Annotated in this window: 20 protein-coding genes; 15 read left to right on the forward strand and 5 right to left on the reverse strand. The window is 63.1% G+C overall.

What is annotated here, in order from left to right; all coding sequences use genetic code 11:
• Entirely contained in the window at positions 1 to 1,329 is a 1,329-nt protein-coding gene (locus CT676_RS09505; protein WP_244623125.1) for a hypothetical protein, read from the reverse strand.
• Between the two features lie 348 nt (positions 1,330 to 1,677).
• Here CT676_RS09505 and CT676_RS46055 point away from each other — a divergent pair, with 348 nt between their 5' ends.
• The 7 genes from CT676_RS46055 to CT676_RS09535 all read left to right on the forward strand — a co-directional run bounded on the left by CT676_RS46055 (position 1,678) and on the right by CT676_RS09535 (position 8,897).
• Positions 1,678 to 1,800, forward strand: coding sequence for a hypothetical protein (locus tag CT676_RS46055; protein WP_275552105.1), 123 nt, complete (start codon positions 1,678 to 1,680; stop codon positions 1,798 to 1,800).
• A 41-nt stretch (positions 1,801 to 1,841) separates the two neighbouring features.
• On the forward strand, positions 1,842 to 2,117 hold the full coding sequence (locus CT676_RS45175) for a DegT/DnrJ/EryC1/StrS family aminotransferase (RefSeq protein WP_244623126.1): 276 nt from the start codon (positions 1,842 to 1,844) through the stop codon (positions 2,115 to 2,117).
• Positions 2,118 to 2,324: 207 nt separating this feature from the next.
• Positions 2,325 to 3,323, forward strand: a complete 999-nt coding sequence (locus CT676_RS09515) for an NAD-dependent 4,6-dehydratase LegB (RefSeq protein ID WP_193560875.1) — start codon at positions 2,325 to 2,327, stop codon at positions 3,321 to 3,323.
• A gap of 11 nt (positions 3,324 to 3,334) precedes the next feature.
• On the forward strand, positions 3,335 to 4,558 hold the full coding sequence (locus CT676_RS09520) for a LegC family aminotransferase (RefSeq protein WP_135214449.1): 1,224 nt from the start codon (positions 3,335 to 3,337) through the stop codon (positions 4,556 to 4,558).
• Complete coding sequence (locus CT676_RS09525) at positions 4,558 to 5,946, forward strand: hypothetical protein (RefSeq protein WP_135214450.1); 1,389 nt, start codon at positions 4,558 to 4,560, stop codon at positions 5,944 to 5,946. The genes CT676_RS09520 and CT676_RS09525 overlap by 1 nt, the downstream gene beginning before the upstream one ends.
• 59 nt (positions 5,947 to 6,005) lie before the next feature.
• Positions 6,006 to 7,331, forward strand: a complete 1,326-nt coding sequence (locus CT676_RS09530) for a polysaccharide biosynthesis C-terminal domain-containing protein (RefSeq protein ID WP_135214451.1) — start codon at positions 6,006 to 6,008, stop codon at positions 7,329 to 7,331.
• A gap of 60 nt (positions 7,332 to 7,391) precedes the next feature.
• Complete coding sequence (locus CT676_RS09535) at positions 7,392 to 8,897, forward strand: hypothetical protein (RefSeq protein ID WP_135214452.1); 1,506 nt, start codon at positions 7,392 to 7,394, stop codon at positions 8,895 to 8,897.
• Between the two features lie 2 nt (positions 8,898 to 8,899).
• Here CT676_RS09535 and CT676_RS09540 read toward each other — a convergent pair whose 3' ends face one another.
• The 3 genes from CT676_RS09540 to CT676_RS09550 form a co-directional block, all read right to left on the reverse strand.
• Positions 8,900 to 9,859, reverse strand: a complete 960-nt coding sequence (locus CT676_RS09540; RefSeq protein WP_135214453.1) for an NAD(P)-dependent oxidoreductase — start codon at positions 9,857 to 9,859, stop codon at positions 8,900 to 8,902.
• Between the two features lie 546 nt (positions 9,860 to 10,405).
• On the reverse strand, positions 10,406 to 11,596 hold the full coding sequence (gene neuC, locus CT676_RS09545; RefSeq protein WP_135214454.1) for a UDP-N-acetylglucosamine 2-epimerase: 1,191 nt from the start codon (positions 11,594 to 11,596) through the stop codon (positions 10,406 to 10,408).
• The gene (locus CT676_RS09550) at positions 11,593 to 12,336 is read right to left on the reverse strand and encodes an acylneuraminate cytidylyltransferase family protein (RefSeq protein ID WP_135214455.1); all 744 of its coding nucleotides are present in this window, start codon (positions 12,334 to 12,336) and stop codon (positions 11,593 to 11,595) included. Before CT676_RS09550 ends, neuC begins: the two co-directional genes overlap by 4 nt.
• A 186-nt stretch (positions 12,337 to 12,522) precedes the next feature.
• On the opposite strand from CT676_RS09550, the gene neuB reads away from it, so the two are divergent.
• Genes neuB through CT676_RS09590 form a run of 8 tightly spaced genes read left to right on the forward strand, consistent with a single transcriptional unit; the run spans position 12,523 to position 19,450 of the window.
• Entirely contained in the window at positions 12,523 to 13,605 is a 1,083-nt protein-coding gene (neuB, locus tag CT676_RS09555; protein WP_135214456.1) for an N-acetylneuraminate synthase, read from the forward strand.
• The gene (locus CT676_RS09560) at positions 13,602 to 14,228 is read left to right on the forward strand and encodes a NeuD/PglB/VioB family sugar acetyltransferase (protein ID WP_135214457.1); all 627 of its coding nucleotides are present in this window, start codon (positions 13,602 to 13,604) and stop codon (positions 14,226 to 14,228) included. The genes neuB and CT676_RS09560 overlap by 4 nt, the downstream gene beginning before the upstream one ends.
• Before the next feature lie 12 nt (positions 14,229 to 14,240).
• On the forward strand, positions 14,241 to 15,281 hold the full coding sequence (locus CT676_RS09565) for a nucleotidyltransferase family protein (RefSeq protein ID WP_135214458.1): 1,041 nt from the start codon (positions 14,241 to 14,243) through the stop codon (positions 15,279 to 15,281).
• Positions 15,278 to 16,090 carry an SDR family oxidoreductase gene (locus CT676_RS09570; protein WP_135214459.1) on the forward strand — a complete coding sequence of 271 codons (813 nt, stop codon included), beginning with the start codon at positions 15,278 to 15,280 and terminating at the stop codon, positions 16,088 to 16,090. The genes CT676_RS09565 and CT676_RS09570 overlap by 4 nt, the downstream gene beginning before the upstream one ends.
• Positions 16,091 to 16,127: 37 nt before the next feature.
• Positions 16,128 to 17,309 carry an N-acetyl sugar amidotransferase gene (locus tag CT676_RS09575; protein WP_135214460.1) on the forward strand — a complete coding sequence of 394 codons (1,182 nt, stop codon included), beginning with the start codon at positions 16,128 to 16,130 and terminating at the stop codon, positions 17,307 to 17,309.
• A gap of 45 nt (positions 17,310 to 17,354) precedes the next feature.
• Positions 17,355 to 17,993: an imidazole glycerol phosphate synthase subunit HisH gene (gene hisH / locus CT676_RS09580; RefSeq protein WP_135214461.1), complete on the forward strand. Its 639-nt coding sequence runs from the start codon at positions 17,355 to 17,357 to the stop codon at positions 17,991 to 17,993.
• Positions 17,994 to 18,003: 10 nt separating this feature from the next.
• Complete coding sequence (locus CT676_RS09585; protein WP_135214462.1) at positions 18,004 to 18,780, forward strand: imidazole glycerol phosphate synthase cyclase subunit; 777 nt, start codon at positions 18,004 to 18,006, stop codon at positions 18,778 to 18,780.
• A 4-nt stretch (positions 18,781 to 18,784) separates the two neighbouring features.
• Positions 18,785 to 19,450: a serine acetyltransferase gene (locus tag CT676_RS09590; RefSeq protein WP_135214463.1), complete on the forward strand. Its 666-nt coding sequence runs from the start codon at positions 18,785 to 18,787 to the stop codon at positions 19,448 to 19,450.
• On the opposite strand, the gene CT676_RS09595 is transcribed toward CT676_RS09590, so the two are convergent.
• Positions 19,451 to 20,764 (reverse strand): aminotransferase class III-fold pyridoxal phosphate-dependent enzyme, encoded by a 1,314-nt coding sequence (locus CT676_RS09595; RefSeq protein ID WP_135214464.1) that lies wholly within the window; start codon positions 20,762 to 20,764, stop codon positions 19,451 to 19,453.
• Positions 20,765 to 20,882: the final 118 nt, after the last annotated feature.

A 20,882-nucleotide genomic window follows, 5' to 3' on the forward strand; every position in this document is an offset into this window, starting at 1 on the left:
TCAGCGCCGCTGTTCGGGGATGCCGCGCGGCATCACGTACCACAGGAGAAACAGCAGCGCCGCCCCGTGCGTCAGCATCGCCGTCGTGAAGGGAACGTTCAGCAAGGTCTGCGGCAGCAGCGCCCCAGATACCAGAATGGTGCGCTGGGACACCCCGGCGGACATCCCGTTGGCGATCGCGATGACGATGCCGCACACGAGAGCCGAAGCCGGGGCAAACAGAGGGCCAACCGAAGCCACGCCCTCGGTAGCGAAGAGCGACGCGTTCATATAACCGCCGATGCCAAACCAGTTGTAGATGACCACCGCCATCGGCTCCTGATACGCGCAAGACATCAAAGGCTTCAAGAAGCTGATCTGACAGAAATGGGTAAGATCGTGCGTGAAGAAGAACTCGTTGTAGTAGTCCATCGCAAGCGAGGGGATGGCCACCATTCGGAGGTTCACCAGTTGGAAGACGGGCATCGCGAACCGCTCCGGAAATAGGCCGTACCGGTAAAGGCCAAATAGAATCACGCCCGCTGCGGTCGGGACCAGTAGGGACAAGATGACGGTGATCCGCAAGCTCATGAACCTTGTGGCCACCAGCATGAGGACGAGCCACGCGGGGGCAAAGAAAGTCTGCTTGCTCAACGTGACCGGATAGAACAGCAGCAGCACGATGACGATGGCGCCGGCCCGCCAGAGGCTTCCACGGAGCGCGTAGCATGCGAATGCGAATGGCAAGAGCGCCGTCGTCGTGATCCCGACCAGGTAGTTCACCAATGTCGGCGCGGTCAGAGTCTCGCGATAGGCGTAAATGTCTCCAAGCGAGACCAGCCTAAAATTGTAATATGCCCCGATCGCCGCGGCGGCGACCCCGAGCAGCACGATGCAGCCCAATAGCCGTTCGAAGGCTTGCGGGGACAATGTCAGCAATCGCGGTAGGGGCGGCCGGTAGAGCGCAGGCAGCAGGAATGCCGCCGCGGAGGCCGTCGCCGATAGGCTGCTCAGGCGATGGTTGTAACCGAACTCGGAGAAGCTATTCAGCCAGAGATAGCCCGCAATCATGACGAAGAGGTAGTAGCCGACGAAATAGCCGAAGCTGAAACGGGCGCAAGCGAACAGGACGAGCAATACGGCGAGCACAGCAACCGTGGCAACTGCGGCGGGCAGCATCTCCTTGCGGAAGAAAATATGATAATGGGGATAGATTAGCGCGACGCAAATCAGCGAGATGCAGCCCAGGGTCAGATGAGCCAGGATAAGCAGCGCCACGCCGCGATCGTTGCCGCGCAAGCGGATCCCGCCTGCGGGCTGATGCTCCTCGATATCGACAGGAAGATCCATTGAGCGCTTCAGATAGCTCATTAAAGTCGGAGGCACAACGTCGTGCCTGGCTTGTGTTCGGCCATGGATTCTTGAGCATCGGGCCCAGCTCTGCGAAGTCACGAGAGCCGGCCACTGCAATTGCATCCCGCCGTCTAGTATGAGTTTTTTTGAGCGTTGCTCAGGCAAGCTGCGCATGTGTAGGAATGGGAACTGGAGACTAGGCGCATCGCGTTAGAAATGGGGGCGCCGATGCTGACCGATGCCGAGTGGGACATCTTCTTCGGTCGTTGTATCGGGGCGCCGTCGCTTTCGGCAAGATGATTGCCGCAAATACCGCGGCGCAGTCGATCGTGCGAATGAGAGCTGATGCGAACACCGCATCAGTTCGAGATCGAGGGCGTCAACAGCGGGCTCGACGGCATGCAGGCGGCGATCCTCACCGCGAAACTCCTGGACCGAGGCACGGCAGCGCGCGGCTGCGATCTATGATGCAGGCCTCGATCAGATTGAGGGTGTGAGTGTGCCGCAGGTTGCCAGGTCGGGATCACGTCTATCACCTCTACACCATCAGGCATCCGCGCCTTGACGTACTGGCGGCGCACCTCAATGCCAACGGGGTGCAGACCGCGATCCATTATTCGACCGCTCTGCTGCTGCTTCAGGCCTATGCGCGATTCGGTCACACTGCCGACCAATTTCCCCACGCCTACCGGGACCAGACCGGCATCCTATCGCTGCCGATCTTCGACGAAATCACGTCTGCGCAGCAGGACAGCGTGATCCGGCTCGTGCGCGAATTTGCATAGCGCCGCGCAGGCGGTCTTGCCCATGCGAGATTTGTTGATCATTCTCAAAGGCTTGAGGGATCCACGCGGTTGCATTTCGTGCTGAGGGTTCCTCAGCCGATTGTGGGTAGTAGCTCATTCAAAACTGGCCTCCAGCGGCCGGAGTGTTTAGAAGCGGCCATATCAAGAATGGCATGTCGGGTGGCCCGGCCAGAGGGGAACCAAACTTTGCGAAAAGTACTTTTGACGGGGGCGGGCGGCTTCATCGGATCGCACCTTGCGGAAGAACTGGTCCGGCGCAATGTCGCTTTGCGCGCCTTCGTGCACTACAACAGCATGGGCTCGCACGGCTGGCTCGATGCCTCGCCGCCCGAAATCCGCAAGGAGTTCGACGTCTTCGCCGGCAATGTGTGCGACCCCAACGGCGTGCGCACCGCGATGAAGGGTTGCGATGCCGTTCTGCATCTTGCCGCGCTGATCGCGATTCCCTATTCCTATCATTCGCCAGACACTTATGTCGAAGCCAACATCCGCGGCACGCTCAACGTGCTCCAGGCGGCGCGCGATCTCGGCGTCGAGAAGGTGATCCACACCTCGACCAGTGAGGTCTATGGTACGGCGCAATTCGTTCCGATCACCGAGGAGCATCCGCTCCAGGGCCAGTCGCCTTATTCTGCGACCAAGATCGGCGCCGACCAGCTCGCGCTGTCGTTTGAGCGCTCTTTCGGCACACCGGTGACCGTGGTGCGCCCCTTCAACACCTACGGGCCGCGGCAATCGGCCCGCGCGGTGATCCCGACCGTCATCACCCAGATCGCGGCAGGCGCGCGCAAGATCAAGCTGGGCAGCATCCATCCGACGCGCGACTTCAACTACGTGGCCGACACGGTCAGCGGCTTCCTGGCGGCGCTCGACTCCAAGACCGGTATCGGCGAGGTCATCAACATCGGTAGCGCCTTCGAGATATCGATCGGCGACACCGCGCGGCTGATTGCCGACCTGATGGAAGCGGAGATCGAGATCGAGCATGACGACGTTCGCGTGCGCCCCGAGCGTAGCGAGGTCGAGCGCCTCTGGGCCTCCAACGCCAAGGCGCAAAAGCTGCTCGGCTGGTCGCCGCGCTTTGGCGGCGTGGACGGCCTGCGCAAGGGTCTCGAAAAGACCATCGCCTGGTTCACCCAAAAGGAGAACCTGGCCCGCTATCGCGTCAATGCCTACACGTTGTGAGCAAGATGAGCATGTCCTCCGCGCAAGCGAGCCACAACCGTCCCGCCGTGTTTGACCTCAAGCCGGTGCTCGACGCCGTCGATGCCGCGCTCGGGTCGGTGCCGCGACCGGTCGAGCTGCACGAGCCGCGCTTCGGAGATCGCGAGCGCGAACTGGTGCTCGACTGCATCGACACCAACTGGGTGTCGTCGGCCGGAAAATACGTCACCCGTTTTGAGGAGATGGTGGCGGCTGCGACCGGCTCGCGCCACGCGGTTGCGATCGTCAACGGCACCGCCGCGCTGCATGCGGCCCTGGTGCTGGAGGGCGTCGAGGTCAACGACGAAGTGCTGTTGCCCTCGATCACCTTCGTCGCCACCGCCAACGCCGTAAGCCATGCCGGCGCCGTGCCGCATTTCGTCGATTCGACCTGGGACACGCTGGGGCTCGATCCGCGCGCGCTCGAGGCGCACCTCGACGCAATCGCTGTGCGGCAGAACGGTACCTGGGTGAACAAGCACACCGGCCGCCGGCTTCGCGCCGTGGTTCCGGTGCACATCTTCGGGCATCCCGTCGACATGGCCGCGCTCGGCGCGGTTGCCGCGCGATATGATCTGGTGATCGTGGAGGACGCGACCGAATCGCTCGGCTCGACCCTGAACGGCAAGGGTTGCGGCACCTTCGGGCACTCCGCGGTGCTGAGCTTCAACGGCAACAAGATCGTCACGACCGGCGGCGGCGGCATGATCGTGACGGACGACGAGGGCCATGCCCTCCACGCCCGCCACTTCACCTCGACGGCGAAGAAGGCGCATGCCTGGGCGTTCGAGCACGACGAGGTCGCCTACAACTACCGCCTGCCCAACATCAACGCGGCGCTCGGCTGCGCCCAGATGGAGCGGCTGGCCGGCATGGTCGCGGCCAAGCGCGTGCTCGCAAAACGCTATCTCGATGCGTTCAGCGATTTTCCGTGGGCGCGCATCTATCGCGAGCCGATGGGTTCTGAGAGCAATTACTGGCTCAACACGCTGGTGCTCGACCGCGAATACGCCTCCGAGCGCGACCGCCTGCTCGAAGCCCTGCACGGCCATGGCATTCGCGCCCGCCCGCTGTGGACGCCGATGCACCTGTTGCCGATGTATCGCGACTGCCCGCGCGCTTCGCTGCCCGTCGCCGAAGACATGAACACGCGCTGCATCAACCTGCCCAGCAGTCCCTTCCTCGCCGGAACCGCCCAAGGCGCGAACCAGAGCTGATGCCCCGGATCGTCTTCTTCACCATTCACAGCACGACGGTCTGGTGGAAATACCTGGCCTCGCGCATGGAGTTCGCCGACGCGGTCGTGCTCAGCGACCTGCGCGACGACGGCGACTACTCGTTGGTTGACGATTTCTACCGCTTCGCCGACAGGGGTGATGCTGCCGCGGCAGCACTCGACCGGTTCGGCGCGGATGGATGCGCCGACATCATCCTGCGCTGCCGGGTGCTCAGGAGCATCGATCGCAATCTCGCGCTCAAAATGATCGGCGGCATGACGCAGGCGATCGAGCAGGCCTTTGACAAGCTTGGTCCCGCTCTCGTCATGACCTTCACCATCGACCGCTATGTCATGGACGTGATGGAGCGCATCGCGCGGCGTCGCGGCATCGACTTCCTGGAGATGACGACCTCGATCATCCCTGATCAGGTCATGCTGATGCGCCGCGGAAAACCGGTCTGGTTGCGCGAGCCTTCCAAAGAGGACATCGAAACGGCGGTCGGCCAGCTCTGTCGGGAAGACTTTGCGCCGGTCTATGTCCGCGACGCCAAGCGCTTCTCGCTGGCCAAGTTCTGGCGGATCTTTGGCTATTACGCGCTGCGCGGCGCCTTCTTCAATGTCTGGCGCTTCCTCAAGCGTGACCGCTACAACTGCCACTATCTCGACGCGCTCAAGCGGCTGAAGCATAAGGTGCGTATGCGGGACGTGGCCGTGCTCGGGCTGCTCGATCAGGGCTGGGACAAGCGGCTCGCCGAAGTACCGCGCGAGCGACGGGTGTTCCTCGGGCTTCAGCTCTTCCCGGAAGCCTCGATGGACTACTGGCTCGAGCAGCAAGGCATGCTCGCGCATGACGACGTGGTGGTGCGCTATTGCGAGGTGCTCGGACGCGCCGGCTATCGCATCTTCGTCAAGGATCATCCGTTGCAGTTCGGTTTCCGCCAGCGCGAGCTGTTCGAGCGCCTGGCGAAGCTGCCGTCCGTGGTGCTGGTGCCCTATGACGTGCCGGCGAATCTGCTAATCGGGAAGTGCGCGGTGTCGGTGACGTTCACCGGCACCATCGGCTTCCAGGCGGCGCTGGCCGGGCTGTGCTCGGTCGCGACCGAGCCGTACTACGCAACCGCGCAGCACTTCCTGCACGTCCGCGACACCAGCCAGGTCGACGGCCTCGCCGAGCGGCTGACGCGATGGCAATCCCCCGACGACCTCGACACGACCCGCCGCGCGATCATGAGGCACCTGGCGTCGATCAGCGTCGAGGGCGACTATTTCGGCTGGCGCAAGTTCGATCCCGAGAACGAAGCTTTGCGTACCTCGGTCGAGCCGCTGGCGCGTTCGCTGAACGCGCACCTGCCGCGATTCCTGAAGTCCTGCAGAACTGCCGCCTGACGATCCCATGACGCGCGCCTGCAACCGATATCGACGGCCGGCGGTGATGGAACAGCGCTATGCGACTTCGTCTTCTTGATCTCGTAGCACGGCCGGCGATCGTTACCGCCGTCGCGGTCCTCGTCCTGCGTGGTTTGACGCTTGCCAGCCGCTTTCTGTTGTCTTTGCTGCTGGCACGGATGCTCTCGCCGGACGAGATGGGCAAATACGGACTCGTCACAGCAGTGCTGGCATTCGCGCTGCTTGGCCTGGGGCTCGAATTTTATTCCTATATGTTTCGCGAGATGGTGCCGGCGACGCCGGAAAGACGCGTGCAGATTATCGCAGATGAGGCGGCATTGGGGGGGCTCACGTTTCTCGCCGCGGCAGTTCTCTCGGTTCTGGCGGTTTTCGCGGGCTTGTTTCCGGCGCGCCTCGCTCCCTGGTTTCTCCTGATTTTGTTGACCGAGCATCTCTCGCTCGAGGCCACACGCTTCCTCGTCATCATGTCGCGACCGATTTGCGCCTATGTTGTTGTTTTCCTTCGCGGTGCCATATGGGTCTACGCGATTGCGATTCTAATGTTCACCGTGCCGTCGTCGCGCTCGTTGGAGGCGGTGTTGATTTGGTGGGGGCTCGGGGGAGCCAGTTCGATCTTGTTCACGGCAATCTCCCTGCGTGATCTGCCGTGGCGCGAACTCCAGAAAAGGCGACCGGATTGGATCTGGATTGGCCACGGTTTGCGCACCGCTCGTCCCTTCATGCTAACGGCGGCTGGAGCGCTGATCATTTCCTATGTCGATCGCTTCGTCATCGACGCGTTCATCGGACGTGATGCACTCGGCATCTACACGTTCTATTCGACGATCCTGATCGGCCTGTTGTCGCTGGGCAGCTCGGTGTCGCATCAATTCCTGCCGAAGGTCATTGCCGGCTACGCTGCGGGCGCGGATTTCTATCGCACAGCGCTCCGCTCGTTCTTCTGGTCGATGCTGGCGCTGGTCTGCGCGACGACCGCTTTGTCGGCCGTTGCCATGGGTCCCATGCTCGCGCTGCTCGGGTTGTCCACCTACGCGGCGAGCATCGGAGTGTTCTATGCCATGCTGCCGGGAATCTTCCTGCGCATGCTGGCGGATGTTCCGTCCTATGCACTCTACGCGGCGCGGTCGGACAAGCATCTTTTGATCTGCAATCTCGGTTCGGCCGCGGTGGCGACGCTGTTGAACGTGGTATTGGTTCCTGTGTTCGGGCTCTATGGGGCCGCGTTCGCTGGCGGAATCGCCAGTGCCGCGCTGCTCTTTTCCCTGGTGGGGTTCGCCGTCCATAGGATGCGCGAAAACTTCAGGGAACCCGGCGCGACCGAGCCCGTCGGTCTTCCCACCGATCCCGACATGCTCTATCCGTGAAGGACTGGTTCATGAGCTGACGTCGGGGTAATCTCACCTCGAAACTCGAGGGGGCGCTTCTTGGACGGCGGCATGCAGCAGCGATTGGTTCAGTTGGTTGGCGCTCTCGCGTCGCCCGCGATTCTGATGACCGTAATCTGGCTCGGAACGCCCCTCGCCGTCGCCGTCGGACCGATCGACTATCCCGGACAGCCGTCCGCTGCGGTGCTGAGGTTGGTCGCGCTGGGGCTGGCGATCTTTCTGCTGTCCTATCAGGGCGGCAAGCTCGTCTTCGATCGCTGGTTTGTGCCCCGGGCGTGCTCGCCGCGACGTTCCGCGCGGGTGCTCAACAACGTCACCATGGCCGCATCACTGTTTGGCATCGTCGGCATCGCGCTGGTGGTACTCGATCGTACCATCCTCAGCGGCGTGAGCAATAGCAGCTATGCCGAGTTGCTGCGCTGTGCTCCTGGACTCGTCGACACGATCGCGATCGAGCGCACGCCGCTACTCTACTTCGGTTACGCGATGTTCTCCTTCGGCTTCGTTTCTGTGGTGTTGTTCCTGCTCAAGGGAGAGGAAATCCGCGGATGGACGGCGGTGCTGGCGCAACTGTCCATTGTCTCTCCGGTTGGCTATGCACTACTCTATTCGGGGCGGATGCCGATCCTGTTCGTTATCAGCCTGGTCGCGATGGCGATGATGGTGCGCCTCGCGCAGGGGCGGACGCTGATGCCGCGCGGGCATTATCTCGTGCTCAAGGTCGTCATCGCCGTGGCCTTGTTTGCGGTCTACTCCAACGCGATCTGGACCAACAGAAATAACTTCTGTATCCAGATATTGCCTCTGATCGCTCAGTTGCAGGAAAAGGACCAGCGCGACACGATCATCACCGCAACGGAGCTCAGCAAGCGGCTAGCCGAGGTGCTGGCGGTCCCGCCATCAGCGCCCGACGCAAGCTCGACGGATGTTTCTCTGGCGATGAAGCTGAAGGATTGGGGTGTCATGCCGCGCAGCTATGTCGCCTCGGTGATCGAATCCAGCCGCGCGTCGGCGCGCGGGGCCATGATCGTTCTCAGCACCTATTTCTACCTGACTCATGGTGTGCGGACGGTAGATATCGTCTGGAAGGCGCGCGGCGAGTTCACGCCCCAATGGGGCGTGTACGAAATCGGTGTACTGTCGCCTCTGCTACGGATTTTATTCCCGGAGAGCAATCAGGTGGCAATCATGAAGGCCGAGCAGCAGGCGGCGCTGATCTACGGCTTCTACCCGAGCGCCTGGGCTGCGGCCTTTATCGATTTCGGCTTTGTGGGCGCCATCGTCTACGTTGCGATCTGGGGAGGAGTGGCCGGCTGGAGTGCGGCCGGAAGCCGGCATTCCCGTCTGATGACGCCGCCTCTGCTGCTCGTGTTCGCGCTCGCCAGCGTCCTGCTCAGCCCGGTTCAGGGGCCTCTTGGTATCGCCAACTCGGCGCTGGTGTTGGTGTCGATGCTGGTGACCGGGCTGGTGTTTGATTTTGCCACACTGCGCGCGAGGGAGCCGCAGGACACAGGCAAACTCAGGACCAACAAGCCTGCGATCTGATATCAGCGGGCGAGGAGATTTCGCATCCACGCGACGGTCGCCTCTACGCCTTGCTCTATGTCGCAGGGAAGCGGGCCACAGACCGCCGCGGTCGGCGCCAGATCGAATTGATACTGCGTGAGCACGTTATTGAGGCGGAAGGAATTGAATGGAAACCGCTTCAAGCCGATCGCGTTCATCGCATCGCCGCAGAGCGCCAGCGAGCGGGCGACACCGGTCGGCAGATGCGGAATCGGGCGCGAGCCGAAATTGCGCTGAAACGCATCGCACCACGCGATGAGATCGATCGGCGTGTAGTCGGCGAGATAGAAGGTCCGGCGATGAATCTGTTCCGCCGGCACGCTCAAAAGGCGCCAATACTGAAAGGCGATGTTCTCGATATAGCTGTAGGATTTCCAAAGCGGGCCGTGCCCGACGTGGAAATAATGGCCGTGCTCGATCATGCGCAAGAAACGCTGGTAATGCGCGCTCATGCCTGGGCCCCAGACGGTCGTGGGGCGCGCCAGGCACCATTCGCGCCCAGCGCCGTCGGCGCTGCGGACGATCTCTTCGGTGCGCACCTTGCTCTTTCCGTACAGCGTGTCGGCCTGGTAGTCGGTGTCGCTGGTCGGCACATAGCCGACGCGGCAGACGAGTTGCGATGAGGTCCAGATCGTGCGCCGCACAGAAGGCGTCCGCCGCACGGCCTCGACAAGGTTTTCGACGCCCTCGATATTGGCGGTGTAGCCTGAAAGATTGGTCTTCTCGTCCAGATCAATGCGTGCGGCGAGATGGACAACCGCATCCGGTGCGGCGCCGGTCACGGCTTTTGCCAGGCCATCGGCGTCCAGGATATCGCACACGACGTCGGTCGCGTCGGCCGGAACCTTGTCGAGCCCCACGACCGTGCAATGCTCGGTGCGCAGCCGTCGCACCAGTGCTTGGCCGATGAAGCCGGAGCTTCCGGTCACGAGAACTTTCATGCTGATGTCGCTGTCTTTGCCGACGGGGCGGTCGCTTTACCGGCTTGCCGGGCTGATCTACCAAACCAACCGGTCGATTGCAAACTGTGGCAAATGCATCGTGCGTAGAGGCATTTTGCGATCAGTACCCGTTACCTCGGCTTCAGCCCAACCGGCGTTCGCTTTATGAAGGCGTTCGTCTCTGCCGCGTTCCAGGCCATCGATCGCTTCCTGAAGCCCATCGGCTTTCGCTTGATGCGCACCAACGTGCCGGTCAGGAATTTGGCCTGTTCTTCAAGCGTCTGAAGTCGCTGGGTTTCGACGTGAAGACTGTGGTTGCCTTCGGCACGTCGCTGACTCTACGACACCTCGCGCGCGCCAAATATTTTCCTGGTCGAACCGGTTGCGGAATTCCGCCCGATCCTGGAGCAGCTCAAGCAGCGGCTCGATGCCGAGTATTTCCTAGTCGCGGCCGGTGCCGCGAACGGCGAGATCGCGTTCAACGTCCACGACGACATCTCGGGCTCCAGCATCTTTGCGCAGATGTCGAGGGTAACGCGCTCGACATTACCCCGTCGTTCCGGGCGATTCCGGGGCCGGTAAATCATAGAAATGCTTGGGGAAAGCGCGCTTGAGATCAACCTTTCGAAGGGTTCCTGCAATGGCTTCGGATGCACCCCCGCGGCCGTAGGGCGGCGGAAGCTCCGGATCGGGCCGGAACCGGCCCTCGAAGATGCGCCTGAGGCTTGCGAGGATTAGGAGCGAATCGGCGGGGCAATCGATGATCGAGGTAGCGCGCAGCCGGCCCTTCTGGCGGTCGCCGATATTGATCGAGGGCACGCCGACGGCGGGCGCCTCCAAAATGCCGCTGGAGGAGTTGCCGACCACGGCATCCGCAAGCCGCAACGCGGCCCAGTAACGCTCGCTGCCGAGCGAGGTGAAGTGATGGGCGCGATCGGGGCGTGTCGCGACGAACGCCTTGATGGCGTCGTCGATGGCGCGATAGCCGGGATCGGCGTTAACGCCGGTGAAGATGACGCTGCGGTCTTCGACCTCGGCAAGCGCGCCAAGGAGTGCCGCGACGTTGGCGGCGTCGGCTTCGGGCTGCGCCGTGGTCGGATGCAGTGTCGCCAGCAGGAAGCGCTCGGGGCCGCTGATGCCGAGCTTTGCGAGCAGCTCGGCGCGGGTCAGCGGCGGCGCGGCATCGGCCAGATCGAGACCGGGCGCGCCGACATTGAAGACGAGATCGGGCTGCTCGCCCATCCGGATCACGCGCTGGCGATAGGGCTCGGCGGCGACGAAATGCAGGCAGGCCATCTTGGTGATGGCGTGACGGATCGCATCGTCGAAGGCGCCCGCGGTGATCTCGCCGCCATGGATATGCGCGATCGGGATGTTCAGGAGCGTCGCGGCGACGGCTGCAGCCAGCACCTCGTAGCGGTCCCCGAGCACGACGATGATATCGGGCGCGAATTTCGGCAGCGCCTCGGCAAAGCCTGTCACCCCCATGCCAGTGCCGCGCGCAATCGTCTCGGCGCGGTCGTCGTCCAGCGCGAGATCGACCTTCGCCGCGATCGGAAAGCCGTCGGCCTCGATGATCTTCCAGGTCTCGCCGAAGCGCTGTAACAGATGCATGCCGCAGGCGATCACGCTCAGCGTGACGTCGTCGGCCGCCTTGAGCTGCGTCAGGATGCCCCGCAGCAGGCCGTAGTCGGCGCGCGAGCCGGTGACGACGGTGATGCGGCGGCGTGCGCTCATGCTTGCCGCCACGGCGAGGCATCGAGCATGCCGTGCTCGATGACGTAGGATGCGTAGGCGAGGTCGGCTGCGCTCTCGATCTCGATCGAATGCATGCGGTCCATCACGATGCCGTAGCTCGCGGTGGGCTCGGCGTAGATCTTGCGATGCTTGCGCATCGCGTTCCAGCCGACGAGATAGAGCGCGCCGTTCATGGTGACTTCGATCACCTGATCCTGCCGCCGCTGCGCGGTGGTCGTCTGCATCTTCTCGACGATGCCGTCGATCGAGCCGTCCTTGCCGAGCGTGCCGACGAAGATCGAGGAGACCTCGGTCTCGCGCATGCCGACGACGAGGCTCGCCTTACGCGCAGCGAACAGCTCGACGGCCTCGTCGAAATGCGCTGGCGTTGCGAAGGGCGATGAGGGTTCCAGCAGCATGATGGCATCGTAACGCCGCTTCTCAAACGTCTCGATCCAGTCCATGGCGTGCAGCACCACGTCGTTGGAGGAGGCGGTGTCGCTCGCAAGCTCGGCCGGCCGCTCGAACAGCACCTCGGCGCCATGGCGCTTCGCCTCGTTCCGGATCTCGGCGCTGTCGCTGGAGACGATCAGGCGCGAACAGTAACGGGATCGTTTTGCGGCGATCGCCTTGTAGCCGGTCAGGCTAAGGCCGCCGATTTCGCGCAGATTCTTGCCGGGCAAGCCCTTCGATCCACCGCGGCCGACCAGCAGGAACAATATCTCGGGCGAGTTCGTCATTGGCTCCAGACAATCCTGCGTTCAGGCCGATGGCGAATCGGCGCGATTCGTTACCCGGCGGGGGCTGTTTCGGCGCCCTTTGGGGACCGCCGCGAGCTGCCCGCTTGCGTTGCTTTTACCAGCGTGCTCGACTAAGACAACCACTTGATTGGCGGGCGATTTCGCTTCGCCCAGCGACGAAACCCGATGCATCGCAAAACCTTGATCATTGCTGAGGCGGGCGTCAACCACAACGGTGACCGCGCACGCGCGCTGGCGCTGGTGGAGGCGGCCGCAAAGGCAGGGGCCGACGTCGTCAAGTTTCAGTCGTTCCGCGCCGACAACCTCGCCACAGCCGGGGCCGCGAAGGCGAGCTACCAGCAGGCGACCACCGGCAACGCGCAGTCGCAGCTCGATATGCTGCGCGCGCTCGAGCTCAGCACCGATGACGAGGTGCAGATCGCGGCCGCCTGCGCCGCGTCGAACATCACCTACATGTCGACGCCGTTCGATGCCGACAGCGCCACGCATCTGGTCCGCCGCGTCGGCGTTTCCACGCTGAAGGTCGGCTCGGGCGATCTCACCAACGCGCCGCTGTTACTGCATCTGGCGCGGTTCCGCCTGCCGATCATTCTCTCGACCGGCATGGGGACGCTCGCCGAGGTGGAGCAGGCGCTCGGTGTCATCGCGTTCGGTTATCTCGGCGACGCGGCCGCGCGCCCGTCGCCTGCCGACTTCGCAAAACTGCTGCTGGACCGCGCGACCTGGACGGAACTGCGCGTAAAAGTCGCGCTGCTGCATTGCACGACCGAATATCCGGCGGATCCGCGGTCGATCAACCTGCGCGCGATGGCGACGCTGCGCGATGCATTTGGCTTGCCTGTCGGCTTCTCCGACCACAGTCGCGGTATCCACATCGCTGCGGCAGCGGTGGCGCTCGGCGCCGCCGTGATCGAAAAACACCTGACGCTCGACCGCGATCTGCCGGGCCCCGATCACCGCGCCTCGATCGAGCCAGACGAGATGACGGCGATGATCGCGGCGATCCGCGACGTCGAGGCCGCACTTGGCGACGGGCGCAAGGTGCCGGCGCCGGAAGAGATTCCCAACCGCGCTGTGGCACGGCGCAGTCTAGTTGCGCTTCGCGCGTTGCGCGCCGGCGAGCGCTTTACGGAAGACAATCTCGGCGTCAAGCGGCCGGGCAATGGCGTGCCGCCGATCGACTATTGGAACTATCTCGGCAAGACCGCACAGCGCGACTATGCGGCCAATGAGGCGATCGAGCCATGAGCCTGATCGTGCTTAGCGCCGGCGGTCATGCCCGCGTTGTCATCGAGGCGTTGCTGAGCCGCGGCATACGTCCCGCAGCCGTCGCCGACCGCGACGCCGCGCTTATCGGCGAGGCCATCGGCGGCGTTCCGATTACGGAATCTGACGACCATGTCCTGAAGATGGCCGCCGACAAGATCGAGCTTGCCAATGGCCTCGGTAACCGCGCCTCGCGCAGCGATTCCGGGTTGTCGGGCCGGCGCACTTTGTTCGAGCGGTTTGCCGCGCAGGGCTACAAATTTCCGGTGATCGCTCATGCTTCCGCCGTGATCGCCTCCGATGCACAACTCGGCGACGGCGCGCAGGTGATGGCCGGCGCCGTGATCCAGCCGGCGGCGCGGATCGGGCGGAATGTCCTGATAAACACGCGCGCGGTGGTGGAGCACGATTGCATCGTCGGCGATCACGCGCATATCGCGCCGGGAGCGGTGCTGTGCGGGGGCGTGTCGATCGGCGAGAGCGTCCATGTCGGCGCCGGTGCCGTAGTGTTGGTCGGCGTCAAAGTGGGCGCCGGAGCCGTCGTTGCCGCGGGCGCGGTGGTTACAAAGGATGTCGCGGCCGGCGGGTTCGCCGGCAACGAATAGGATTGGTTTGTCATGAAGGGCGCGTTCGTCGTCAATGAAGATACACCTCTGATCGAGACGCTGCGGCGGATCGATCAGGGCACGGTGCAACTCGCCATCGTCGAGCGCGACGGCCAAATCGTCGGCACCGTCACCGACGGCGACGTGCGGCGTGCGCTGCTCGGCGGCACCGGCCTCGACGCCTCCGTCAGCCGGGTGATGAACCGCACGCCGATCACCGCACCCGTCGGCATCTCGAATCCGGCCGCGCTCAATCTGATGCGCAAGCATTCGATCCACCAGCTTCCGCTTGTCGATGCGGAGGGGCGGGTGATCGAGGTCCGGCTGATCGACGAGCTTGCGCTCGCCCAGCAGTCCGATCATTGGGTGGTGCTGATGGCCGGCGGCCTCGGCTCGCGGCTGAAGCCGCTTACCGACGACATCCCGAAGCCACTGATCCGCGTCGGCGACAAGCCAATTCTGGAGACCGTGCTCGGCGGCTTCGTGAAGGCCGGCTTCGGCAAGTTCTTCATTTCGGTGAACTACAAGGCCGAGATGATCCAGGACTATTTTGGCGATGGCTCGGCCTGGGGCGTCGAGATCAACTATCTCCAGGAGAACGCCCGGCTCGGCACGGCCGGCGCGCTGTCGCTATTGCCGGAGCGGCCGGCGCAGCCGTTCTTCGTCATGAACGGCGACCTGTTGACCACGGTGAATTTCGAGCAGATGCTGAAATATCATCGCGAGCACCAGGCCTTCTCCACCGTCTGCGTGCGCGAGCATTCCGTGACCGTGCCGTTCGGCGTGATTGATTTCGACGATCATCGCCTGCTCGGCATCCGCGAGAAGCCGACGCAAAAGTTCTTCGTCAATGCCGGCGTCTATCTGCTCGATCCCGGCGTGCTCGCCCATCTCGACGCCAATGAAGCCGTGGACATGCCGACATTGATCGAGCGCACCATCGCCAAGGGCAAGCCGTCGGTCGTCTTCCCGTTACGGGAATACTGGATCGACGTCGGCCGGCTCGACGATCTCCAGCGTGCCTCCGACGAATTCCAGAGGATCTTTGGATGAGCACCGAACGTTCGCTCCGCGAGATGATGTCGCTCGACGGCCGGGTTGCCGTTGTCACCGGCGGTGCCGGCCATATCGGCCGCGCGGTCGCGAATGGCCTTGCCGAGCTCGGCGCTGATATCGCGCTGGTCGACATCGCAGCATCTGCCGGCAAGGAAGCCGCCTCGAAGCTGACGGCGGACCATTCGGTCAAGACCGCCATGTTCGATTGCGATTTCGAGCAGGGCGATGCGGTGAAGGATCTGCCGCGGCGGGTGCGCGAGGCCTTTGGCGGCATCGATATCATCGTCAATTGCGCGGCCTTCGTCGGCACCAGCGGGCTCGAGGGCTGGGCGGTTCCGTTCGCGCAGCAGTCGGATGCGACCTGGCGACGGGCAATCGAGGTCAATCTCACCGCGCCCTTCGTCCTGATCCAGGCCGCGAACGAGGACCTGGCTAAATCGGGCCATGGCAGTGTGATCAATATTTCCTCGATCTACGGCCTGGCCGGGCCCGATTGGCGGCTTTATGAGGGAACCCCGCTCGGGAATCCGGCCGCCTATGCCGCGAGCAAGGGCGGCCTGATCCAGCTGACGCGGTGGCTCGCCACCACCATGGCGCCAAAAGTGCGTGTCAATGCGGTGGCACCGGGCGGCGTCTTCCGGGCCACGCCGGAGCCGTTTTTGAGCCGCTATGTGGCCCGGACGCCGCTTGCACGCATGGCCAGCGAGGACGATATGAAGGGCGCCGTGGCCTATCTCGCGAGCGACCTGTCGGCCTATGTGACAGGACAATGCATTGCGGTCGACGGGGGGTGGACGGCGTGGTAAGCCGACAGCAAATCATGCAATCGCGAGAATCTTCGAAATGTTGAGCTGTAGCAAATGCTTATTGCCGGAAACGGCTGAGGCCACTTCATTCGACGAAGCCGGTTCGTGCAGCGTCTGCGCTCAGATCGAGGTGCGCGATACCCAGATCAACTGGGAGGAGCGCCACAGGCAGATGATGGAACTGGTCGCGCAGTACCGCGACAAGGGGTTATACGACTGCATTGTGCCCTATTCGGGCGGCAAGGATAGCGTCTTCCAGCTCTGGTACGTGGTCAAGAAACTCGGCCTGAAGCCGTTGGTGGTGCGCTTCGACCACTGGTTCTACCGTCCACTGATCGAAGAGAACAACACGAGCGTGTTCAAACAGCTCGGCGTCGATGTGCTGAACTTCACGCCGAACTGGCATGTGGTGCGTGAGCTGATGCTGGAATCGCTGAAGCGCCGTGGCGACTTCTGCTGGCACTGTCATACCGGCATCTACGCGCACACCATGCAGATCGCGATCCGCTACGAGACGCCGTTGCTGTTCTGGGGCGAGAGCCTAGCGGAATACCAGTCGTTCTATTCCTACGACGAGATGGAAGAGGTCGACGAGAAGCGCTTCAATCGCGCGATGAATCTCGGCATCACCGCCGACGACATGTACGAATTCCTCGGCGGCCGCGTCGCCAAGCGCGACCTCTATCCCTTCGTATATCCGCCGCGCAAGGACCTGATGCGGATCAAGTGCCGCTCGATCTGCCTCGGCAGCTACATCAAGTGGGACACCAAGAAGCACGTCGAGATCATCAAGCGCGAGCTCGGCTGGAAGGGCCAGGAGGTCGAGGGCATTCCGCCGGAATACGACTACGAGAAGATCGAGTGCTTCTTCCAGGGCGTGCGCGACTACCTCAAATACATCAAGCGCGGCATGGGCCGGACCAACCATCTCGCCAATATCGACATCCGTAACAAGCGCATGACCCGCGAGCAGGGCGAAGCGCTGGTGCGCGAGTTCGACGGCAAACGGCCGCCGAGCCTTGATCTGTTCCTCGACTATCTCCAGCTCACCGAGGAGCAGTTCTTGGGCATCGCGATCAAGCACGAGGTCAGCCCGTGGCAGTTCTCGCCGAATACGGTCGAGCCGGGCCGCCGCATGCCCGACATGGACAAGTGGAACAACACGCAGGTGCCGTGGCCGAACCATCCTGGCGTCGAAATCGGCGGCGGCAAGGGATAGTCGAGGGTTGACGGGCGGCGCGTCGAAGCGCCGGGGGAGCAGGCGATGTCTGGCGTAGCGATCGTCGATTACGGCATCAACAATGTGCGCTCGGTGAAGAACGCCGTCGAGTATTGCGGCTTCGATCCGGTCGTGACCCACGACGCCGACGCGGTCGCGGATGCTTCCCACGTCATCCTCCCCGGCGTCGGTGCGTTCGGTGATGCGATGAGCAACATCCGCGCCCGCGGCATCGACGAGATGCTGGAGCGCCACGTCCGCGAGAACGGCAAACCCTTCCTCGCGGTGTGTCTGGGGATGCAACTGCTCGCCAATACGTCCGAGGAGCACGCCGACGACGGCGGGGCACATCGCGGGCTCGGCTGGTTCGACGCCGACGTCCTGCGGCTGATGCCGAACGACCCTGCGCTGAAGATCCCGCATATGGGTTGGAACATGGTGGCGAAGGAGCGCAACCATCCGATCCTCGCCAATATCCGCGAGAGCAATCTTGCATTCTATTTCGTGCACTCCTTCGCCATGCGCTGCAGGGACGGGGGCGACGTTGTCGGCTTCGCTCAGTACGGCCAGCCGGTGACCGCGATCATCGCACGGGACAACATCGCCGCCACGCAGTTCCATCCCGAGAAGAGCCAGGACACCGGGATTGAGCTGATGAGCAATTTCCTGCGCTGGAATCCCTGAAGTCGTCGTGATGCTGAAGAAGCGCCTGATCCCAAAGTTCCTGCTGCGCGATGGCAGGCTCGTCAAATACACCCGCTTCTTCGACAACGAGCGCGTCGCCGGAAATCCCGTGACGACCGCGAAGGTCTACAACGACTACGGTGTTGACGAGCTGATCGTCCTTGACATCGTGCCGAGCGCGGCTTCGCGTGGCCGCGTCGTCGACATTATCGAGCGGATGTCGGAAGAGATCTTCATGCCCTTTACCGTCGGCGGCGGAGTCAAGACGCTCGACGACGTCAACACGCTGCTCCGCGCCGGCGCCGACAAGGTGTCGGTGAATTCGGAGGCCGTCCGGCGTCCGGAGTTCTTGCGGGAGGCGGCACGCACCTTCGGTGATCAGTGCATGACGGTGTCGATTGACTACAAGAGAATCGGCCCAGGCCATGCCAGTGTGTTCATCGAAGGCGGTCGCGAGCACGTCGCGCTCGATCCGATCGAATGGGCGCAACGTTGTGAGGACCTCCACTGCGGCGAAGTGTTGCTTGGCTCGATCGATCGTGACGGTACCATGAGTGGTTACGACCTCGAACTGATCCACAAGGCGGCAAATGTGTTGAGTGTACCGCTGATCGTTTCCGGCGGCTGCGGCTCGCTGCAGCATGCAATCGACGCGCTGGAAGCCGGCGCCTCGGCGGTCGCGATCTCCTCGATGTTCCTGTTCACCGATCACAGCCCGATCAAACTGCGCAGCCATCTGTTCTCGCGCGGCCTTGATGTGCGCGCCAGCTTCTCAAGCAGGAATTAGCACAGTGCAGCTCTCGCTTGCCCGCAACGATCTCGCCCTTTACGTACGCAAGCAGTTCGAAAACCTGTTTCCTGATGGCGTCGACGTCGGCGACCTCCCGAAATTCGTCGACCTTGCACTCGGCCGGATCGATCATTGCTTCTCGCGGGTGCGGCTGAAAGGGTTCTTTGCGAATGGCGAGGCTCGGTTCTCGCACTGGCACTCCGACCAGTATGTGATCTTTCTCTATTACCTCGCCAATTCAGCCTTTCGTGAGCGGCCCGGCCACCCCATCGCAGATAAGGCCTACGCGTTGAACAAGGCGCTACACGCGATTGATGCGTTTTATGAGGTGGAACTGCCCGATGTGTTCGCGGTCCAGCATCCCGTTGGCTCCGTGCTCGGCCGCGCCAGCTATTCCGACTATTTCATCTGCTACCACAACTGCACGGTGGGAGCGAACCTCGACAATGACTATCCATCGTTCGGCCGCGGCATCGTGATGTATGGCGGTAGCCGCGTGATCGGAAAGACCGCGGTGGGCGACAACAGTTTCGTGTCGACTGGTGCGATCGTCATCGACGGCGGCGCGCTTGCTGCGGACAGCATCCTGCACGGCATCTATCCGAACGCCGCGCGGTCTCCGACATCGCGCAACGTCGTGCATGATATCTTCGGGGTGGCGACCTGATCAGGTCAGGCGCTTGAATCCGGAATGCGCAACCGGGCCGCGCAGCAACTGTTTGACGGCCTTCTGGTCGATCGCGGTGCGCAGCTCGCGGAATACTTCGTTCACCGTCTCCAGATAGCGGTCGACATGGGCGTCGGTGTGCGACCACATCGCGTAGAACGAGCCTGTGGCGAGAATGCCGCGGTCGAGCATCATCTGCGTGAACAGCGTGCGCACCTCCTGCGCGTCGGGCAGGTCGAAAGCGAAATGCCCGAGCGGCGAGATGCCGGAGACGTGCAGCGGAAGGCCGGTGGTCTGCGATGCCTCCGTCCAACCCTTCTGGATCCGGGTACCGATCCGCATCAGGTGGCGAGCGACGTTCTGCTCGCGATGCTTGCGCAAGGTGGCAAGGGCTGCGACCGGGCCGACGCGCTCGGTCCAGGCCGTCGAACTGACGAAGGTTTCCTGTGCCGCGTCCATCACCGAAGCGCGGCCCACGATCGCGGCCATCGGGAAGCCGTTGGCGATGGCCTTGGCGAACACGGCCATATCGGGATCGACGCCGTAAGCGAGATGCGCGCCGCCGGAATTGATGCGGAAGCCTGACGTGACCTCGTCGAAGATTAGCGCCGCGCCGCAGCGGTCGGCGAGTGCGCGGATGCCCTTGATGAAGGCCGGCTCGGGCTCGCTGGAGCGCACCGGTTCCATCACGATTGCGGCGAGCCGCTCGCCATGGGCGGCGACGATAGCCTCGATCTCGTCGAGCTTGTTGAAGTGGAAAGGATGCATCAGGCCGGCGAGGCCACGCGGCACGCCTTTGGTATCTAGGCCTGGCAGCAGATGGCCGTCGAGCGCGGTGGTCTCGCCGAGATTGGCGCTGAGATACCAGTCGTGCCAGCCATGATAGCCGCAGAACGCCACCATGTCGCGGCCGGTCGCCGCGCGGGCGATGCGGACCGCGATCGCCATGGCCTCGCCGCCGGCGCGGCCGAAGCGCACCATGTCGGCCCAGGGATGCAGCTCGACCAGGAGCTCCGCAAGCTCGACATCCTCGGCGCAGTTCAAGGTCGACATCGAGCCCATGTCGATCGCGGACTTCACCGCGGCATCGACGTCGGGATCGGCAAAGCCCAAGATGGTGGCGCCGATGCCGCAATAGCTCATGTCGAGATAGGTCTTGCCGTCGAGGTCGACGACCTCGGCGCCCTTTGCCGATTTGAAATAGGTGGGCCATTGTTCCGGCAGGAACATTTCCGGCCGCTTTGAGAGCAGCTGCGTTCCGCCGGGCATTACCTTGCGCGCGCGTTGGTAGAGGCTCTGACCAGTTCCTGACATCGTCGTCCGTATCGGCAGTGATTGATATCTGGCTATCCGAAAAGCTCTGCCCAGGCAAGCGGCCGGCACCCGGAGCGCATTGAGAAATGGACCGCAGAACCACCAGTTGACGATGCCT

Origin of the sequence: Bradyrhizobium sp. MOS001 (assembly GCF_004634465.1) — a bacterium.
GTDB lineage: Bacteria > Pseudomonadota > Alphaproteobacteria > Rhizobiales > Xanthobacteraceae > Bradyrhizobium > Bradyrhizobium barranii.

What these genes read in the sequence shown, in the direction of transcription:
- CT676_RS09505 (WP_244623125.1), bottom strand. Translation starts at nt 1,329, where the DNA reads ATGGATCTTCCTGTCGATATCGAGGAGCATCAGCCCGCAGGCGGGATC.
- CT676_RS46055 (WP_275552105.1), top strand. Translation starts at nt 1,678, where the DNA reads ATGCGAACACCGCATCAGTTCGAGATCGAGGGCGTCAACAGCGGGCTC.
- CT676_RS09520 (WP_135214449.1), top strand. Translation starts at nt 3,335, where the DNA reads ATGTCCTCCGCGCAAGCGAGCCACAACCGTCCCGCCGTGTTTGACCTC.
- CT676_RS09525 (WP_135214450.1), top strand. Translation starts at nt 4,558, where the DNA reads ATGCCCCGGATCGTCTTCTTCACCATTCACAGCACGACGGTCTGGTGG.
- CT676_RS09530 (WP_135214451.1), top strand. Translation starts at nt 6,006, where the DNA reads ATGCGACTTCGTCTTCTTGATCTCGTAGCACGGCCGGCGATCGTTACC.
- CT676_RS09540 (WP_135214453.1), bottom strand. Translation starts at nt 9,859, where the DNA reads ATGAAAGTTCTCGTGACCGGAAGCTCCGGCTTCATCGGCCAAGCACTG.
- neuC (WP_135214454.1), bottom strand. Translation starts at nt 11,596, where the DNA reads ATGAGCGCACGCCGCCGCATCACCGTCGTCACCGGCTCGCGCGCCGAC.
- CT676_RS09550 (WP_135214455.1), bottom strand. Translation starts at nt 12,336, where the DNA reads ATGACGAACTCGCCCGAGATATTGTTCCTGCTGGTCGGCCGCGGTGGA.
- neuB (WP_135214456.1), top strand. Translation starts at nt 12,523, where the DNA reads ATGCATCGCAAAACCTTGATCATTGCTGAGGCGGGCGTCAACCACAAC.
- CT676_RS09560 (WP_135214457.1), top strand. Translation starts at nt 13,602, where the DNA reads ATGAGCCTGATCGTGCTTAGCGCCGGCGGTCATGCCCGCGTTGTCATC.
- CT676_RS09565 (WP_135214458.1), top strand. Translation starts at nt 14,241, where the DNA reads ATGAAGGGCGCGTTCGTCGTCAATGAAGATACACCTCTGATCGAGACG.
- CT676_RS09570 (WP_135214459.1), top strand. Translation starts at nt 15,278, where the DNA reads ATGAGCACCGAACGTTCGCTCCGCGAGATGATGTCGCTCGACGGCCGG.
- CT676_RS09575 (WP_135214460.1), top strand. Translation starts at nt 16,128, where the DNA reads ATGTTGAGCTGTAGCAAATGCTTATTGCCGGAAACGGCTGAGGCCACT.
- hisH (WP_135214461.1), top strand. Translation starts at nt 17,355, where the DNA reads ATGTCTGGCGTAGCGATCGTCGATTACGGCATCAACAATGTGCGCTCG.
- CT676_RS09585 (WP_135214462.1), top strand. Translation starts at nt 18,004, where the DNA reads ATGCTGAAGAAGCGCCTGATCCCAAAGTTCCTGCTGCGCGATGGCAGG.
- CT676_RS09595 (WP_135214464.1), bottom strand. Translation starts at nt 20,764, where the DNA reads ATGTCAGGAACTGGTCAGAGCCTCTACCAACGCGCGCGCAAGGTAATG.